Origin of the sequence: Marinobacter sp. RI1 (genome assembly GCF_041155085.1) — a bacterium.
Taxonomy (GTDB): domain Bacteria; phylum Pseudomonadota; class Gammaproteobacteria; order Pseudomonadales; family Oleiphilaceae; genus Marinobacter; species Marinobacter nauticus.
On sequence record NZ_AP031605.1, the window covers coordinates 573,497 to 592,092 of the forward strand.

The window sequence follows — 18,596 nt, forward strand, 5'->3', positions numbered from 1 at the left end:
AAGGCAGGGGGGAAGTTGAGGTCGTATCAACGGGATTTCAACCCCGATTTCCGGATGGTCATGAACAGCCAAAAATGTCCCGGGCGGAGCCCGGGACGGGAAAATACCGGAGGTTAACCGGTAAAGGCCATCTCTTCTGGTGCCACCTGCATGAGGTTGCGGGTCGGGCTAAGCATGCTGGTGGCGTGGGCCTGGGCCCGGGGCAGCAAGCGCTCATAATAGAACTCGGCGGTCGCCAGCTTGGTGCGGTAAAAGGCGTCAGATTCATCGCCGCCGTTTTCCAGTTTATCGCTGGCCACCGCCGCCTGGCGTAGCCACATGTACGCCATGGTCACGTAGCCGCTGTACATCAGGAAGTCGTTGGCGGCGGCGCTGACCACGTCGCGATCCTTGCGTGCTGCCAGCATCACGCGCACGGTCAGCAGGTTCCACTGGGCGGTCAGTTTCAGCAGCTCCACCGCCATCGGCCGCAGTTGTTTGTTGGTCAGGTGCTTGCGGGCAAAATTGGCCACCTTGAGGGTGAATTCCCGCACTGCTCCGCCCTGGGTCATCAGCAAGACCTTGCGCCCGAGCAGGTCCAGCGCCTGGATGCCGGTTGTACCTTCGTACAGGGTGGCAATACGGGTATCCCGGACAATCTGCTCCATACCGTGTTCGCGGATGTAGCCATGACCGCCGAACACCTGCATGCCCAGGTTGGTGGCCTCACAGCCCAGTTCGGTCAGGAATCCCTTAAGGATTGGCGTCAGGAAGCCGAGTTTGTCGTCATATTTCTCAACCTTGGCGGTATCGCCTGCGGTATGCGCTTCCACCATATGGTCCGCGATCTTGGCGGCGTAATAGAGCATGGAGCGGCCGCCTTCCGCGATGGCTTTCTGGGTCAGCAGCATACGCCGGACATCGGCATGGTGAATCAGGCTGTCGGCAACCTCATCCGGCTCTTTCTTGCCGGACAGAGCCCGCATGGAACGGCGCTCCCTGGCGTAATCCAGAGCCCACTGATAGGACAGCTCGGCGGGGCCAACCCCCTGAATTGCCGTACCGATGCGGGCTGTGTTCATAAAGGTGAACATGCACTCCAGGCCCTGATTCTCCGGGCCGATCAGATAGCCGGTGGCGCCATCGAAATTCATCACACAGGTGGCCGAAGCCTTGATGCCCATCTTCTTCTCCAGCGCGCCGCAACTGACGGCGTTGCGCTCACCGACACCGCCCTGGGCATCGGGCAGGAACTTGGGCACGATAAACAGGCTGATGCCTTTGGTGCCTTTCGGGGCATCCGGCAGACGGGCCAGCACGATGTGAACGATGTTTTCGGTCAGATCGTGCTCTCCTGAGGAAATGAAGATCTTGGTGCCTGTGAGTTTGTAGCTGCCGTCGGCCTGGGGTTCGGCCCGGGTTTTGACCTGGCCCAGGTCGGTACCGCACTGGGGCTCGGTCAGGCACATGGTGCCGCCCCAGCGGCCTTCAGTCAGCGGCGCCAGATAAGTCTGTTGCTGCTGCTCGTCGCCGTGCAGATAGATGGTGTTCATGGCCCCCAGGGACAGGCCCGGGTACATGGAAAAGGACCAGTTGGCGGTGCCCATCATTTCCTGCTTCAGCAGGCCCATGGAGGCCGGCAGGCCCTGGCCCCCGAATTCCTCCGGTGCCGACAGGCCCTGCCAGCCGCCCATCACATATTGCTCGTAGGCTTCTTTATAGCCCTTGGGGGTGATCACTTCACCGTTTTCCAGGTGGCACCCTTCTTCGTCGCCGGACTGATACAGCGGGCTCAGCACCTCTTCGCAGAAACGGCCGCATTCGCTCAGAATGGCGTCGACAATGTCGGGCGTGGCGTTCTCACCGGAGGCCAGTGTCTGGTAGTGCCGCGGGTAATCGAATACGTCATTGAGCAGGAATTTCATGTCCCTCAGGGGCGCTTTATACACAGGCATAGCCAGTCCTCACATGCATTGATCATCCGGAATTGGTTGGGCCAGAAAGGCCACTGTGTGTGCAGTTGTACGGTATTCCCGGCGGGCTGCCATTGACGGAAAGCGCTGGTGCTGATGTCAGAATGGACAATTGGCTGAAATGACGGTTGGGCCCGGGGACTGATCGGGCACGGCCATGGGTCCGTAATGCTGTAAACGTTCTGTTGCTATCCGGTAGTCGCCAAGGAGTGTAAAAGTCATGCAAACGCAGCCTTTCCCCGGTCTTTTCCATGGTCTTCGAAGCGGTGGTCTTATACTGTTAATGACCCTGATGCTGGCAGGGTGTGCCGGGCCGAATCTGGAGGATTATCAGGGCCAGGCACCGGAGCTGGTGCCCTCGGAGTTTTTCCGGGGCGAACTTTCGGCCCGGGGGGTGGTCAAGGACTACGCCGGCCAGGTTATCCGTACCTTCGACGCAGACATTGTGGCCAGTTGGGATGAAAACGGTGTCGGTACGCTGGATGAGGTGTTCCGTTTCAACGACGGCGAGGTCCAGACCCGGATCTGGACGCTGACACCGGACAACGGCAGCTATCACGCCAGCGCCGGCGACGTGGTGGAAGCCGGCACCATGCGCTGGCAGGGCAACGCCATACACATGAATTATGTCCTGCGGGTGGCATACGGCGATGGCACGATCGATGTCCGGATGGACGACTGGATGTACCTGGTTACTCCCGACACCCTGATCAACCAGACCACCATGAGCAAGTGGGGTGTCGATGTGGGTGAAGTGGTGTTGGTGATTCAGAAACATGAAAGCGGGGCTGTCCCGCAGAACTGAACTCGGAAAGGTTTGCGATACCCATGTGGAAGCAATGGCTGATTGCGGTGGTACTGGTTGCAGCGGGTGCCGGAAGTGCGGTGTTCTTTTTGGCGATGGATTCCTCGTCCACAGAACAGGCCGGTGAGGAGCCGAGGGCCAGCAAAGTCAGTGCAGTGGCGCCCAGATTGCAGCAGGTCAGGGATGAGATTCGTTCGGTGGCCAACCTCAAGGCACTGAATGCCGTGGAACTGACCACCGAAGTCACCGGTCGGGTGGTGCAGATCAACCTCGAACCCGGACAGAAAGTATCTCAGGGCGATGTCCTGTTACGTCTCGACGATCGTCAGGCCCGTGCTGATCTCCAGGTGATTGAAGCCCAGCTGGCCGATGCCAGGCGGCAACTGGAGCGGGCCCAGCGTTTGCGCTCCAACAATAGCGTGTCCCAGTCCCAGGTGGATGAACTGGTCACCGCCGTGAGTGTGGCTGAAGCCCAGCGACAGGCTGCCCGGGTGCGGCTGGAAAACCATCGCATTGAAGCGCCGTTCTCCGGTGTGGTGGGCCTGAGCGACATCAGCGTGGGGGCATATCTGCAAGCGGGCACCACCATTACCACGCTGGACACCACCGATCGAATGGAAATGGGTTTTGCGGTTCCGGAACGTTTTGTCGGCCAGGTTCGGGTAGGCCAATCGGTGATTGCCTCCTCGCCGGCATTCCCAGACGAGGTCTTCCGGGGAGAGCTGGTGGAACTCGCCACCCGCATCAGCGAATTGAGCCGAACCCTGTCGGTGCGAGCCATTATCGATAATCCGGACGGTCGTCTGCGGCCGGGCCAGTTCATGTCGGCGTCACTGACCCTGCAGGAACGGGAAGGGCTGGTGATTCCGGAGCAGGCAGTGATGATTCGTGGCGACGACAAGTATGTGTTTGTTGCCGAAGACGGCGTGGCACGCCGGGTATCGGTGGCGACCGGTTCGCGCATGCCCGGTCTGGTGGAAATTACCTCTGGCCTGACCCTGGACGATGCCGTGGTAGTAACCGGGCAGGATCGCCTGAGTACCGGCGACCGCATTGAAGTACAGAGTAACGACCAGGCGATTCCGGAAAACCGGTTTGCCCGGACCGTGGAGTCCTGATCCATGGTGCTGTCCGATGTCTCCATCAAACGCCCGGTGTTTGCCACCGTTCTGAGCCTGCTGATTGTCGTATTCGGCGTGGCCGCCTTGCTGGGCTTGCCGGTTCGGGAATATCCGGATATTGATCCGCCGGTGGTTTCGGTGTCCACCGATTACACCGGCGCTGCGGCGGAAGTGGTCGACACCCAGATTACCCAGGTGATTGAAGGGGCCATCAGTGGCATTGAAGGCATTCGCTCCATCGAATCCTCAACCGAACAGGGTGAATCCCGAACCTCCATAGAATTTGATACCTCCCGGGATGTAGACATTGCCGCCAACGACGTACGCGATGCGGTGTCCAGGGTTCTGAACCAGTTGCCGGATGAGGCCGATCCCCCGGTGGTTCAAAAAGCCGATTCCGATGCCCGGCCGATGATGTGGATAACTCTGATTAGTGACGTCTGGGACAGTGCCGAACTCAGTGACTTCGCCGATCGGGTTCTGGCCGACCGGTTATCGGTTCTGGACGGTGTTGCCGATGTCCGGATTGGCGGTGAACGCCGTTACGCCATCCGGGTCTGGCTCGACCGCACCCGCCTGGCGGCCCGCAACATAACCGTTGCTGAGGTGGAGCAGGCACTGCGGCAGAACAACGTGGAGTTACCGGCCGGTTCAGTGGACTCCTCCACCCGCAACTTTACCGTGCGCGCGGAAGGGCGGTTGTCCAATGTCGAGGATTTCCGCAATCTGGTGATCCGCCGGGATGGCAACGACCTGTTGCGCCTGGGCGAGGTTGCCAATGTTCAGGTCGGGGTGGAATCGGATGTTGGTCGTTTGCGGGCCAATGGCGAAACCGCTATCGGGATGGGGGTAATCCGCCAGTCCAAGGCCAACACGGTAGCGGTGTCGGATGCGGTGAAGGCGGAGCTGGTGAAGATTCGCGAGACCTTGCCGCCGGAAGTGCGTATTGCCGAGAGCTATGACGAATCGGTGTTTATCCGGGCTTCGATCAAAGAGGTTCTGACCACGCTGGCGATTGCGGTATCGCTGGTGATACTGGTTATCTTCCTGTTCCTGCGCTCCTGGCGCGCAACCCTGATTCCGGCGGTCACCATTCCGGTGGCAGTGATCGGTGCGTTTATCGGCCTGGGTTTCCTGGGCTTTTCCATCAACGTGCTGACCCTGCTGGCCATCATTCTGGCCATCGGCCTGGTGGTGGACGATGCCATTGTCATGCTGGAGAACATCCAGCGTCGCATTGATGAAGGCGAACCACCGTTGCTGGCGGCCTACCGGGGCGCCAAGCAGGTGGCTTTCGCGGTGATCGCCACCACGCTGACACTGGTGGCGGTGTTTGTGCCCATCTCGTTCATGGGCGGCAACGTGGGCCGGTTGTTTGCGGAATTCGGCTTCACTCTCGCGGCTGCCGTGGTGGTCTCCAGCCTGGTTGCTCTGACCCTGGCGCCGATGCTCTGTTCCAAGTGGCTCCGGCACAGTCCCGAAAGTGCCGAGGGGCATCGGCTCTGGGCCTTCAGTGAACGCATCTTGAATGGCCTGACGAATGGCTATCAGAGAATGCTTCGCTTCTCCCTGAACCAACCGGGGCTGTTGCTCGGGCTCGGTATCGTCGGGCTGATCGTGGCGACGGTGATTTTCCCTCGGTTGCCCCAGGAACTGGCCCCGACCGAAGACCGCGGCGTAATCATCATGCCCATCAGCGCACCCCGGGGTTCGACGGTTGAATTCACCGATCACTTTGTCAAACAGGCCGAAGAGCGACTGTTGCCCTACCTGGATGACGGTATCGCCGAGCGTTTCCTGTCCATCGTCGGATTCCGGGATGAAGAAGACAATGCCTTCATGATCATGGGGCTGGTGCCCTGGGAACAGCGGGAGATCAAGCAGCAGCAGGTCACCACCGAGATTCGCGACAAGCTGTCTGACATTTCCGGGGTGCGGATCAGTGTCATCAACCCGCCGGGGCTGGGCCAGCGCGGCTTCAATCAGCCAGTGGAGTTTGTCATTGCCGGCCCCGACTACGAGTCGGTGCAGGCCTGGAGTGAGGAGATCGTTGAACGGGCAAAGGAAAACCCGAATCTGCTGAATGTCGACACCGATTTTGAGCTGACCCGGCCGGAACTGAAGGTCAACATTGACCGCGACCGGGCAGCGGATCTGGATATCACCATTGAAGACGTAGGCCTCACCCTGCAGACCATGCTGGCTTCCCGGCAGGTAACCACCTATCTGGATCGGGGCCGGGAATACGACGTCATTATCCAGGCGGACGATGCCGACCGGGCCACGCCCGGTGATATGGAGCAGATCTTCCTGCGGCCTCGGGCAGGTGGGGAACTGATTCCACTCAAAGCTCTGGTATCTGTGGAAGAGATCGGGGCCAATCCGGATCTGCGCCGGATTGACCGGCTGCCGGCGGTGGTGGTGAGTGCGTCCCTGGCCGAGGGCTATGATCTGGGTTCAGCGCTGACCTACCTGAATAACCTGGCTGTGGATAACCTGCCTCCGGAGGCCCGGCTCAGTTACAAGGGCCTGTCCCAAGAATTCCAGGATTCATCGGCGGCCATCTACCTGACCTTCGGGCTGGCGTTTATTATCGTGTTCCTGGTGCTGGCGGCCCAGTTCGAGAGCTGGATCCACCCGCTGATTATCATGCTGTCGGTGCCGCTGGCGGTGACCGGTGCGCTGATCGCGCTGGCCTGGTCGGGCATCAGTCTGAACATCTACAGCCAGATTGGCATCATCATGCTGCTGGGACTGATGGCCAAGAACGGCATTTTGATCGTGGAATTTGCCAACCAGCTTCGGGACAAGGGCTACGAGGTGAAAGAAGCCATTCTGGAAGGCGCCAGCCTGCGCTTTCGTCCGGTACTGATGACCACCATATCTACGGTGTTCGGGGCGGTTCCGCTGGTGATTGCCACTGGTGCCGGGGCCGAGAGCCGGGCGGCCATCGGCATGGTGATCCTGGGTGGCCTGATTTTCGCCACCACCCTGACTCTGTTCATTATCCCGGTGTTGTACAACCTTCTGGCCCGCTTTGCGAAATCCTCGAACGCGGTGGAGCAGGAGCTGGAACGCCTGGCAGCGGGCCCATCCGGCGGTAGCAGTTCGGCGGCGGTGCCACAGCGCAAGGCGGACGATTTCTGAACCCTACCGGCTGAATCCCGGCATCAAAGGGTGTCCGGGAACAGAACCTGACCGTCCAGGACCTCATCCGGGTGGATATCCACGCAGAAGATCCGGTGGCCCTGGGCCAGTGAGGTGCCGGTGGACAGGGTGACGGTTCGTCGGGCGTCCGGAAGGGCCACGTAGGGGCGACTGCAGCTGATGTGTTGCGGTCGCTCCAGGGCGTTGCGGAAATATTCCCGATGGCTCCAGCAGGCGCCAGCGGACTGATACAGCGGGTTGAATGCGGCATTCCGGGAAGCCCCGGATTGGGCCAGACTGCCTTGCTGAACCCCTTTTTGATCAAGCAGGAAGCATCGCCGTACGCCCTCCATTTGCAGCAGAGGCCGGCATACCCGATCAAATTCTTCGCCCCGGGCCAGGGCATGGCAGGCATCCATGATTTCGAATCTCAGCAGCTTGAGATAGGTCTCGCGGGTCCTGAAATCGTTCTGGCACCAGCGTTCGGATTCCGACATGACCTGTCGCAACGCGGTTTCGGCGGTCTGCGTCAGTTCTTCGGACCCTTGCCCCGGTCGGGCAAACAGAAAGCCCTGCAGCAGATCCGCTTCGGTGGCCAGCGCAATGTGGGCCTGGGCATTGTTCTCGATGCCTTCAATCAGCACCAGGCTGCCACTCTCGCGAATCATCCGGACCAGGCTGTTCAACAGCAATCGCGCGCGGTTGTGATCCTGGGCGTTCATCAACAGAGACCGGTCAATCTTCACGATCAGCGGGTTGATTCGCCACAGGCGCTCAAAATTGGAATCACCCATGCCAAAGTCGTCGATGGCGATCTGGAATCCCCGGGCCTTGGCTTCCTGGACGAACTCCAGCAGCGTGGCGCTGTCCCGGGAGGCGGTCTCCACCAGCTCCAGCACGATCTTCTCCGGATGCACGCCCAGTTGATGGCAATGGTCAGCCAGTACAGACAGGTAGTCGTTATGGTGGAACAGAGTGTCCGGGTTGATATTGATAAACAGCCAGATAGGTAGGTTGGTCTGGGTGAAATTCTCCAGATGCAGGTTCAGCAGGTGCCGGTCCAGTTCCGAGGTGACGCCCTGAATGCTGGCCTGCTCGAAAAGCGAAGGCGGCGGTACTGGCTGATTACCACGACGAACCCGTACCAGTGCCTCGTAGCCGACCATCTTCTGATGGGTGGGGCTGAGAATGGGTTGATAGACCGACCGGAAATCGTGATGTTCGATAAAGCTGGCGGTTTTGCCAGAGGGGCGGTGCCGGTGCTCGGCAAGTCTGAGAACGCGCTTCATGGTCAGGAACCCTTGTACTGCCTGTTCGAGCCTTCCTGGCCGTGGTTGAGAAACTGCATTCCAGGCTCAAGCGAGTTCTGTGCCAAAATCTCTGGTTGGGCGCCTGACACCGGGGCCAAGCGACCGCGCTGGCGAGCCTGCGTAGAAACTGGCCCTTTGTTGGTGCACTTGGGTTCAGGGGTACCGGTTTTTGCACCGTATATAGGCATCTGCTAAAAACGCTGTGGATAATTACTGGGATAATTTGCGAATAATGCCAGAGCAATTTAATTAAATTTATATTTAACAAATAGTTACCGACATTTTTGGCTGTAAGTGAAGGCATCAATTGTGTGGATAACTTTTTAAAAACTTTTTTGAACAATGTATGACAAGGCTATGAAATCCTGAAACTTTCGGAATTTCCTTATCCTGAACGAACCCTGTCAGAGAGCGGCGTCGCACTGATCATCGGCCAAGGCCAGCCGCCAGGGTTTTTATTCACCTCGTTGCTGGTTAAAATTTGCACATTCTGACTGCAATTTCCCGGGCGAGGCGTTATACTCGCCGCCCTGTTTTTTTCCCCGATTTCCGAGGTGTAGTGTGGAGTTTCCGACCCGTTTCGATGTCATTGTCATTGGTGGTGGCCATGCCGGTACTGAAGCCGCCCTGGCGGCAGCGCGTATGGGTTCGCAAACCCTGCTGCTGACCCACAACATTGAGACTCTGGGGCAGATGTCCTGTAACCCGGCCATCGGTGGCATTGGCAAGAGCCATCTGGTGAAGGAAATCGATGCCCTGGGCGGCGCCATGGCCCGGGCCACCGATCAGGCGGGCATCCAGTTCCGGGTCCTGAACAGCCGAAAGGGCCCGGCGGTGCGTGCCACCCGTGCTCAGGCAGACCGGATTCTGTACAAAGCCGCCATTCGCCATATGCTGGAAAACCAGCCTAATCTGACCCTGTTCCAGCAGGCGGCCGATGACCTGATTGTGGAAAACGACCAGGTGGTGGGCGTGGTGACCCAGACCGGCATCCGCTTCAACGCCAAAACCGTGGTTTTGACCACCGGTACCTTCCTCGGTGGCGTTATCCACATTGGTATGCAGAATCACGCCGGTGGTCGCGCCGGTGATGCGCCGGCCAATGCCCTGGCCAAACGCCTGCGGGAGCTACCGTTCAACGTTGGCCGCCTGAAAACCGGAACACCGCCGCGCATTGATGCCCGCACCGTGGATTTCTCCGCGATGCAGCAGCAGTGGGGAGACGATCCGACACCCGTGATGTCGTTTATTGGCAGCCGTGACGAACATCCGGAGCAGATCTGCTGTTACGTGACCCGCACCACCGAAGAAACCCACGACATTATCCGCAGTGGGTTTGACCGCTCGCCCATGTTCGCTGGCAACATCGAAGGCGTGGGCCCGCGTTATTGCCCGTCCATCGAGGACAAGGTCAACCGCTTTGCCGACAAGGATTCGCACCAGATTTTCGTCGAGCCCGAAGGCCTGACCACCAACGAGCTGTACCCGAATGGTATTTCCACCAGCCTGCCGTTTGATATCCAGCTCAAGGCCGTGCGCTCGATTCCCGGTTTCGAGAACGCCCACATCCTGCGCCCGGGCTATGCCATCGAGTATGACTACCTGAACCCGCAGGACCTGCGCCACACCCTGGAAACCAAGTTTATCCAGGGCCTGTACTTTGCCGGCCAGATCAACGGCACCACCGGTTATGAAGAAGCTGGCGCCCAGGGCTTGCTGGCGGGCATCAACGCCTCGCTGCGGGCCCAGGGCCAGGAAGAGTGGTACCCGCGCCGGGATGAGGCCTATCTGGGCGTACTGGTGGACGACCTGATCACCATGGGCACTCAGGAGCCCTACCGTATGTTTACCAGCCGTGCCGAATACCGGCTGATCCTGCGGGAGGACAACGCCGACCTGCGCCTGACCGAAACCGGCCGCAAGCTGGGCCTGGTGGACGACGAACGCTGGCAGAAGTTCAGCGAGAAGTGCGAAGGCATTGCCAAAGAGCGTAGCCGCCTGGAAAGCACCCGTATCCATCCGAACACCGAGGCGGGTGAGCGAGCCAATGGCTACCTGAAACAGCCGATGACCCGTGACCAGTCTCTGGCGGAGCTGCTGCGCCGTCCGGAGATTGTCTACGATCACATCGCCGAGATCGGGGCCGAACGGGCGGAGGACCCGAACGTAGCCGATCAGGTGGAAATCGAGATCAAATACGAAGGCTACATCTCCCGCCAGGCGGATGAGATCGAGCGCCTGCGCAAGAACGAGAACACCGCATTGCCGCTGGATCTGGATTACGACGTCATCGGTGGCCTGTCCAACGAAATCAAGCAGAAGCTCAAGGACGTGCGCCCGGAAACGGTGGCTCAGGCGTCCCGTATCCAGGGTGTGACCCCGGCGGCGGTCAGCCAGATTCTGGTGCATCTGAAAAAGCGCGACCTGTTGAAAAAGCAGAGCGCCTGAGATGAGTTATCCACAGTGGCCCGGCCAGCTTCGGGACGGCCTCGCGGCCATGAACCTGTCTTTGTCCGACAGCCAGCAGCAACAGTTGCTGGCTTTTCTGGCTCTGCTGAACAAGTGGAACAAGGCCTACAACCTGACCGCCGTGCGGGATGAGCGGGTCATGGTCTCCCGCCAGTTGCTGGACAGTCTGAGCATCCTGCCCTGGGTGACCACAAACCATTTGCTGGATGTGGGCGCCGGCGGCGGCCTGCCTGGTATTCCGCTGGCCATTGTGTTCCCGGAAAAACGCTTTACCCTGCTGGACAGCAACGGCAAGAAAACCCGATTCCTGAATCAGTGTGTGCTTGAGCTCGGGCTGGACAACGTTGAAGTTATCCACGGCCGGGCGGAAGACTGCCAGCCCGATCAGCCCTTCACCCAGATCAGCAGCCGGGCCTTCACCGCCCTGGAAAACCTGGTGACCTGGTGTGGTGGTCTGCTCGCGAATGACGGCGAGTTCCTTGCCATGAAAGGCCAGTATCCGGATGATGAAGTAGCTGCCCTTCCGGCGGGCTGGCAGGTAGAATCCAGCCATTCCCTGACCGTCCCCGGAGCCGACGGCGAACGGCATTTACTGATCGTCGCCCGGGCTGAACGACACCGGTAACCCTCAACAGCAGGAGGCAAAGCATGGCGCGCGTGATTGCAGTGACCAATCAGAAAGGCGGTGTGGGCAAAACCACCACCTGCGTCAATCTTGCCGCGTCTCTGGCGGCCACCAAGCGCCGGGTGCTGCTGGTGGATATGGATCCCCAGGGCAATGCCACCATGGGCAGCGGTGTGGATAAAAATTCCCTGGAGCTGTCCGGATATGATGTGCTGACCAAACGGGCTACTCCGGCGGACGTGATCGTCCACGCTGAAGCCTCCGGTTTTGATCTGCTGCCCGCCAACGGTGACCTGACCGCCGCCGAAGTGGAGCTGATGAACGAGATTGGCCGGGAACACCGGTTACGGCTGACCCTCAACACCGTTCGGGAAAACTACGACTACATCCTGATTGATTGCCCGCCTTCACTCAGTCTGCTGACCGTGAATGCCCTGTCTGCCGCGGATTCGGTACTGATCCCGATGCAGTGTGAATATTATGCCCTGGAAGGGCTGGCGGCACTGATGAACACCGTCCAGCAGATTCAGGAAACGGTCAATCCCAATCTGGAGATTGAGGGTATCCTGCGCACCATGTACGACCCCCGCAATAGCCTGACTCTGGATGTCTCCGGTCAGCTCAGTGAATATTTCGGTGACAAGGTTTACCGGGCGGTGATTCCCCGCAACGTCCGGCTGGCAGAAGCGCCCAGCTACGGCATGCCGGCACTCAAGTATGATCGGGTGTCCAAGGGTGCGGTGGCATATCTGGCGCTGGCTGGCGAGATGGTACGCCGGCACGGATCGAAAAAGACATCGCCCGCGGTTGCGGTGTAACATAGACCGCCGTCAGGCAACCATGCACCCACTATTTCAACAGGAAGAATGACAACCACCATGGCGGCGAAGAAGCGAGGCTTGGGCGAACGGGGACTGGGGGCACTGCTCCAGGGCTCGAAGGTGAATCTCAATCAGGAGATCAGTGATCACGATGGTGAACTGCGTGAGATCCCGGTCGACCTGATCCAGCGTGGTCGTTATCAGCCGCGCCGGGATATGGACCCCGCCGCTCTGCAGGAACTGGCAGACTCCATTCGTCAGCAGGGCGTGATGCAGCCGGTCGTGGTGCGTCCGGTGTCGGAAGGCCGTTATGAACTGATTGCCGGTGAGCGCCGCTGGCGTGCCACCCAGCTGGCAGAACTGGACCGTATTCCTGCTATTATCCGCGATGTCCCGGATGAAGCCGCCATTGCGATGGCGCTGATCGAGAACATCCAGCGCGAAAACCTGAACCCTATTGAAGAAGCCTTCGCCCTGCAGCGCCTGCAGGACGAGTTCGGCCTGACCCAGGCTCAGGTGGCCGAGGCGGTGGGCAAGTCCCGAACGACGATCACCAACCTGTTACGGTTGATCGGCCTGACCGAAGACGTAAGGGTAATGCTGGAGCATGGTGATCTGGAAATGGGCCACGGCCGTGCCATGCTTACCCTGCCACCGGAGCAGCAGATGCAGGTGGCCCGTCAGGTGGTCGGCAAATCGCTGTCGGTACGCCAGACTGAAGCCCTGGTGCGCCGGGTTCAGCAGGAAAAACCGGAAGACAAAGCCAGCGCCAAGCCGGCTCTTGATCCGAACATCCGGGCCTTGCAGGACGATCTGTCTGACCGGCTCGGTGCCCGGGTGGCGATCAATCATGGTAAACGGGGCAAAGGCAAGCTGGTGATTGAGTACAGTTCACTGGACGAGCTTGACGGCATTCTGGGCCACATCCGTTAATCGGCCCGATAAAACCTGAAAATCATCCTAAAGTCCCGTCTGGTGCCGGAAACACCACATGTGGTTGTGGTGATCGATGAGCAACACAACCTGTGTAAAACTTCAGGTTTCGGCGGCAAAACCTGCTCACTTTTTCGCCAATTTTTCCGTGCGGTTATGTTGAACACCTATCGGTTAACACATATAATTCCGCGCGCTTGGGATGACAGCTGGTGATATGAACCGTTCTTCGAGAGCCATCACGTACGTACCACTTGGCAAGTGGTTGATTATAGAGATGGCGGTTCTGCTGATTCTGAGCCTGTTGTGGCTGTTGGAAAGTCGTTTGGCCGGGTATTCCGCACTTGTTGGCGGTCTTATTTTTGTCATACCAAACGCGTACTTTGCTCACCGCGCGTATCGATATCAGGGTGCCCGACAGATGCACCTGGCAGTGAGCAACATATTCAGGGCTGAAAGCATCAAGCTGGCCCTTACCGCAGTGTTTTTTGCGGCCGTTTTCACTTTAATGGAGCCAGTCCACGTACCGGCTCTGTTATTCACTTTTGCTGTGATGGTTGTGTTGGGTACGGCATTGCGCTGGCTCATCCGGCCGCGACCACAGCGATGACTGGACGAGAGCAGTATGGCAGCTGATACCCCAGTAGAGTATATAAAACACCACCTCACCAACCTTACCTATGGCAAGCTCCCGGAAGGCTATGAGCGCGCGGATGGCAGTGTCGTGCAGGAGGCCACCTGGACCTTCGCACGTACCGGCCAGGAAGCCGCGGACATGGGCTTCATGGCTGTCCATGTCGATACCCTCGGCTGGTCTATCGCCATGGGTATTCTGTTCCTCGGTTTGTTCCGCTTTGTGGCCAACCGGGTTACCGAAGGCACACCGACCGGATTGCAGAACCTGGTCGAAATGACCTTTGAGTTCGTTCAGGGCATTGTGCGCGATGTCTTCCACGGCAAGAATCCGTTGATTGCCCCGCTGGCGCTGACGATTTTCGTCTGGATCCTTCTGATGAACGTCCTGAAGCTGATCCCGATCGACTACATTCCGTCTATCGCCCACGCGTTGGGGCTTGGTTACTTCAAGATTGTTCCGACCACCGATCCCAATGGTACCTTCGGTATCTCCATCGGTGTGTTCCTGCTGATTCTGTTCTACAGCTTCAAGGTGAAAGGCGTGGGTGGCTTTACCAAAGAGCTCGCCTTTAACCCGTTCAATCACTGGATCATGATCCCGTTCAACCTGCTGCTGGAGATCCTGGCGCTGATCATCAAGCCGATCAGTCTGGCGCTGCGTCTGTTCGGTAACATGTACGCTGGTGAAGTTGTCTTTATCCTGATTGCGCTGTTGCCGCTGTGGGTTCAGTGGACGTTGAACGTTCCCTGGGCGATCTTCCACATTCTGGTTATTCCGCTTCAGGCCTTTATTTTTACGGTGCTTACTGTGGTTTACCTCAGCGCGGCACACGAAGATCACTGATTAACCCTTAAATAAACAAACCCTTAACTATCTGAAAAAACTGAGGAGTCTTCAATGGAAATGGTATTTATCGCAGCTGCGTTGATCATCGGTCTGGGCGCTCTGGGCGCTGGTATCGGTTTCGGTCTGCTGGGCGGCAAACTGCTTGAGTCCACTGCCCGTCAGCCGGAAATGGCCAACCAACTGCAAACCAAAGCCTTCATCATGGCTGGTCTGCTTGACGCGGTTCCCATGATCGGTGTTGGTATCGCGATGTACCTGATCTTCGTTGTTGCTGGTTAATTAAACCGAGAGCTGTGGGCGCCGGCTGAGGCCGCGCCCCTCCTTCCGGAAACCAGGACGCAACGAATAGCAAGAGGTATATCGCCGTGAATATAAACCTTACGTTGATAGGGCAATCGATTGCCTTCGCTATTTTCGTCTGGTTCTGCGTCAAATATGTATGGCCGCCGATTACGGCAGCCATGGAAGCGCGCCAGAAGAAAATTGCAGATGGCCTATCCGCGGCCGATCGGGCATCACTCGATCTCGAACTGGCCCAGGAAAAAGCCACCAAAGAACTGCAAAAGGCGAAAGAAGAAGCTGCAGCCCTGATTGACCAGGCCAACAAGCGTGCCGCCCAGATTGTGGAAGCCTCCAAAGAGGATGCCCGCAAAGAAGGCGAAAAGCTTATTGAGCAGGCCAGGGCGGAAATTCAACAGGAGCGTGTTCAGGCTCGCGACGCACTCAGAGCAGAAGTGGCCACCCTGGCCGTTGCCGGTGCCGAGAAGATTCTGGAAACCTCTGTAGACGCCAAAGCTCACAGCGAGATGCTGGAAAAGCTGGCCGCAGAACTCTAAACGAGGGTCATCATGGCAGAACTTACAACGTTAGCCCGACCCTACGCGAAGGCCGTTTTTGATGCCGCGCAGGACCAGAACGCCGTTGATCAATGGGATCAGGCTCTGGCTTTTGCCGCTCAGGTTGCGGCTGACCAAGAGGTAAAGAACATCCTGGCCAACCCCGGCCTGTCTGAGCAACGCAAGGCGGAACTCTTCGCAGAGTGTTTTGAAGAGCCGCTGCCTGAAGCACTCAGAAACTTCCTGTTGATTCTTGCTGAAAACAAGCGTCTGGCCCTGCTGCCGGAGATTTCTGCTCTGTTCCGTTTGTATCGTGCAGACCTCGAGAAGTCTGTACACCTGACAATCGATACCGCATTCGACTTGTCTGCAGACGAGCAGCAGAAACTGATCGACGCACTGTCCAAAAAGCTGGAGCGCAAGGTCGAACTCGAGACCACCGTGGATCAGTCCCTGATCGGTGGCGTGATCGTACGAACAGGCGACCTGGTTATCGACGCTTCAGTCCGTGGCAAACTGGCCAGAATGGCCAGGGCTCTGGGCTCCTGATTTCAGCACAAGGTTTGAGGACAAAGGCATGCAGCAACTGAATCCATCCGAGATCAGTGACATCATCAAGAAGAGAATCGAGAAACTCGACATCTCTTCCGAAGCAAAAAACGAAGGTACGATCCTGTCTGTATCTGACGGTATCGTGCTGATCCACGGTCTGGCCGACGTTATGTACGGCGAGATGATTGAATTTGCCAACGGCACATACGGCATGGCGCTGAACCTGGAGCGTGATTCTGTTGGTGCGGTTGTTCTGGGTGACTACGAAGGTCTGGCCGAAGGCCAGAAGGTACGTTGTACTGGTCGCATCCTGGAAGTACCCGTTGGTAACGAACTGCTGGGCCGTGTGGTTGACTCCCTGGGTAACCCCATCGACGGTAAGGGCGAGCTGGGCAACAGCCTGACCTCCCCGGTCGAGAAGGTTGCACCGGGCGTTATCGCCCGTCAGTCCGTTGACGAGCCGGTACAGACTGGTCTGAAAGCCATCGATACCATGGTTCCCATCGGCCGCGGCCAGCGTGAGCTGATCATCGGCGACCGTCAGATCGGTAAGACCGCGGTTGCCATCGACGCGATCATCAACCAGAAGCACACCGGCATCAAGTGTATCTACGTTGCCGTTGGCCAGAAGCAGTCTTCCATTGCCGCCGTTGTGCGCAAGCTGGAAGAGCACGGTGCCATGGACCACACCATCGTGGTTGCTGCTGGTGCCGCCGATCCGGCCGCCATGCAGTTCCTGGCTCCGTACGCCGGTACTTCCATGGGTGAGTTCTTCCGCGACCGCGGTGAAGACGCCCTGATCGTATACGATGACCTGTCCAAACAGGCCGTTGCCTACCGTCAGATCTCCCTGCTGCTGCGTCGTCCGCCAGGACGTGAAGCATTCCCGGGTGACGTTTTCTACCTGCACTCCCGTCTGCTGGAGCGTGCGTCCCGTGTAAATGCTGACTACGTTGAGCAGTTCACCAACGGCGAAGTGAAAGGCAAGACCGGTTCGCTGACCGCGCTGCCGATCATCGAGACTCAGGCTGGTGACGTGTCTGCGTTCGTACCGACCAACGTAATTTCCATTACCGATGGTCAGATCTTCCTGGAAACCAACCTGTTCAACTCCGGTATCCGTCCGGCCATGAACGCCGGTATCTCTGTATCCCGGGTAGGTGGTGCAGCCCAGACCAAGATCATGAAGAAGCTCGGCGGTAACATCCGTCTGGCCCTGGCCCAGTACCGGGAACTGGCGGCGTTTGCCCAGTTCGCTTCTGACCTCGACGAAGCAACCCGTAAGCAGCTGGAGCATGGTCAGCGCGTCACCGAGCTGATGAAGCAGAACCAGTACAGCCCGATGACCGTTGCGGAAATGGGTACCGTACTGTTCGCAGCGAACGAAGGCTTCCTGGACGATGTGGATGTCAACAAGGTTGTGAAGTTCGAAGCCCAACTGCTGGACTGGATGCGGTCCGAGCAGAAGGAACTTCTGGACAAGATCGGCCCTGAAGGTAACTTCAACGACGACATCACTGCCGGCCTCAAAGCTGCTCTGGAGAAATTCAAGACCACTCAGAGCTGGTAAATCCAAAAGGCCCGCCGTTGTGCGGGCCTGCTGGTCCATTTGAGTGTCTAACTTGAAAAGGCAGTGACATATGGCCGTCGGAAAAGAAATACGTAACCAGATCGGAAGCATCAAGAGCACGCAGAAGATCACGTCTGCCATGGAAATGGTAGCCGCGAGCAAGATGCGTAAGGCTCAGGAGCGTATGCAGGCAACTCGCCCGTACGCTGAAAAGATGCGCCAGGTAATCGGACACATTGCGAAGTCCAACAAGGATTACCGCCATCCGTTCATGCAGGAGCGCGAGGTCAAGCGGGTAGGCTACATTGTGGTCTCCTCTGATCGCGGTCTTTGCGGTGGTCTGAACACCAACGCGTTCAAGCTGCTCGTCAGAGAAATGCGTGAATGGAAACAACAAGGTATTGAGACCGATATCTGCGCTATTGGCCAGAAGGGTGCCTCCTTCTTCCGCAACTACGGCGGGAACGTGGTGGCAGCCGTGACGCACCTGGGCGATAGCCCGAGTGCAGATCAGCTGATCGGTAGCGTCAAGGTGATGCTGGATTCGTTCGTGGAAGGCAAGATCGACCGCCTGTTCCTGATCAGCAACGAATTCGTCAACACCATGACCCAGAGCCCGAAGGCGCTGCAGTTGCTGCCGCTGCCGGAAGGCGATGATGAAGAAATCGGTCACCAGTGGGATTACATCTACGAGCCGGATTCCCGTCCGATCCTTGACGGGCTGATGCCACGTTATATCGAATCCCAGGTGTATCAGGGTGTGGTAGAAAATCTGGCCTGTGAGCAGGCTGCCCGGATGATTGCCATGAAGAGCGCGACAGATAACGCTGGCAGCATCATTGACGAGCTTCAACTGGCCTACAACAAGGCCCGTCAGGCAGCGATCACACAAGAGATTTCGGAGATTGTGAGCGGCGCGGCATCTGTTGGTTAACGCTCACAGACCTACTGGTTTTATTGACTATCAAGATA

Annotated in this window: 16 protein-coding genes; 14 read left to right on the plus strand and 2 right to left on the minus strand. The window is 58.2% G+C overall.

Features of this window, described 5'->3' with window-relative positions; genetic code table 11:
- Window positions 1–113: 113 nt before the first annotated feature.
- Entirely contained in the window at window positions 114–1,934 is a 1,821-nt protein-coding gene (locus tag ACAM27_RS02550) for an acyl-CoA dehydrogenase C-terminal domain-containing protein (protein WP_014423148.1), read from the minus strand.
- Window positions 1,935–2,244: 310 nt separating this feature from the next.
- On the opposite strand from ACAM27_RS02550, the gene ACAM27_RS02555 reads away from it, so the two are divergent.
- The 3 genes from ACAM27_RS02555 to ACAM27_RS02565 are packed head-to-tail and all read left to right on the plus strand — an operon-like array spanning window position 2,245 to window position 7,025.
- Window positions 2,245–2,757: a DUF3833 domain-containing protein gene (locus ACAM27_RS02555; protein ID WP_374730301.1), complete on the plus strand. Its 513-nt coding sequence runs from the start codon at window positions 2,245–2,247 to the stop codon at window positions 2,755–2,757.
- 23 nt (window positions 2,758–2,780) lie between these two features.
- Window positions 2,781–3,875, plus strand: coding sequence for an efflux RND transporter periplasmic adaptor subunit (locus ACAM27_RS02560; RefSeq protein ID WP_114434614.1), 1,095 nt, complete (start codon window positions 2,781–2,783; stop codon window positions 3,873–3,875).
- Between the two features lie 3 nt (window positions 3,876–3,878).
- On the plus strand, window positions 3,879–7,025 hold the full coding sequence (locus ACAM27_RS02565) for an efflux RND transporter permease subunit (RefSeq protein ID WP_369612486.1): 3,147 nt from the start codon (window positions 3,879–3,881) through the stop codon (window positions 7,023–7,025).
- A gap of 23 nt (window positions 7,026–7,048) precedes the next feature.
- On the opposite strand, the gene ACAM27_RS02570 is transcribed toward ACAM27_RS02565, so the two are convergent.
- Entirely contained in the window at window positions 7,049–8,314 is a 1,266-nt protein-coding gene (locus ACAM27_RS02570) for an EAL domain-containing protein (RefSeq protein WP_014423144.1), read from the minus strand.
- 582 nt (window positions 8,315–8,896) lie between these two features.
- On the opposite strand from ACAM27_RS02570, the gene mnmG reads away from it, so the two are divergent.
- From mnmG to atpG, 11 genes are all read left to right on the plus strand, one after another.
- Complete coding sequence (gene mnmG / locus ACAM27_RS02575) at window positions 8,897–10,783, plus strand: tRNA uridine-5-carboxymethylaminomethyl(34) synthesis enzyme MnmG (RefSeq protein WP_369612487.1); 1,887 nt, start codon at window positions 8,897–8,899, stop codon at window positions 10,781–10,783.
- A 1-nt stretch (window position 10,784) separates the two neighbouring features.
- Window positions 10,785–11,429 (plus strand): 16S rRNA (guanine(527)-N(7))-methyltransferase RsmG, encoded by a 645-nt coding sequence (gene rsmG, locus ACAM27_RS02580; RefSeq protein WP_369612488.1) that lies wholly within the window; start codon window positions 10,785–10,787, stop codon window positions 11,427–11,429.
- A 23-nt stretch (window positions 11,430–11,452) separates the two neighbouring features.
- Window positions 11,453–12,247 carry a ParA family protein gene (locus tag ACAM27_RS02585; protein WP_014423140.1) on the plus strand — a complete coding sequence of 265 codons (795 nt, stop codon included), beginning with the start codon at window positions 11,453–11,455 and terminating at the stop codon, window positions 12,245–12,247.
- Window positions 12,248–12,307: 60 nt separating this feature from the next.
- Window positions 12,308–13,183, plus strand: a complete 876-nt coding sequence (locus ACAM27_RS02590) for a ParB/RepB/Spo0J family partition protein (RefSeq protein WP_222198217.1) — start codon at window positions 12,308–12,310, stop codon at window positions 13,181–13,183.
- Window positions 13,184–13,400: 217 nt separating this feature from the next.
- Window positions 13,401–13,793 (plus strand): ATP synthase subunit I, encoded by a 393-nt coding sequence (locus ACAM27_RS02595; RefSeq protein ID WP_223268741.1) that lies wholly within the window; start codon window positions 13,401–13,403, stop codon window positions 13,791–13,793.
- A 15-nt stretch (window positions 13,794–13,808) separates the two neighbouring features.
- Window positions 13,809–14,663, plus strand: a complete 855-nt coding sequence (gene atpB / locus ACAM27_RS02600) for a F0F1 ATP synthase subunit A (RefSeq protein WP_141066692.1) — start codon at window positions 13,809–13,811, stop codon at window positions 14,661–14,663.
- Window positions 14,664–14,717: 54 nt separating this feature from the next.
- Window positions 14,718–14,945, plus strand: a complete 228-nt coding sequence (atpE, locus tag ACAM27_RS02605) for a F0F1 ATP synthase subunit C (RefSeq protein ID WP_014423137.1) — start codon at window positions 14,718–14,720, stop codon at window positions 14,943–14,945.
- A gap of 86 nt (window positions 14,946–15,031) precedes the next feature.
- On the plus strand, window positions 15,032–15,502 hold the full coding sequence (locus ACAM27_RS02610) for a F0F1 ATP synthase subunit B (protein ID WP_011787280.1): 471 nt from the start codon (window positions 15,032–15,034) through the stop codon (window positions 15,500–15,502).
- 12 nt (window positions 15,503–15,514) lie between these two features.
- On the plus strand, window positions 15,515–16,051 hold the full coding sequence (locus ACAM27_RS02615; RefSeq protein ID WP_011787279.1) for a F0F1 ATP synthase subunit delta: 537 nt from the start codon (window positions 15,515–15,517) through the stop codon (window positions 16,049–16,051).
- Window positions 16,052–16,079: 28 nt separating this feature from the next.
- A complete protein-coding gene (gene atpA, locus ACAM27_RS02620; protein ID WP_011787278.1) occupies window positions 16,080–17,624 on the plus strand; it encodes a F0F1 ATP synthase subunit alpha in 1,545 nt (514 codons plus the stop codon).
- A gap of 70 nt (window positions 17,625–17,694) precedes the next feature.
- On the plus strand, window positions 17,695–18,558 hold the full coding sequence (gene atpG, locus ACAM27_RS02625) for a F0F1 ATP synthase subunit gamma (RefSeq protein WP_011787277.1): 864 nt from the start codon (window positions 17,695–17,697) through the stop codon (window positions 18,556–18,558).
- The last annotated feature ends 38 nt before the right edge of the window (window positions 18,559–18,596 follow it).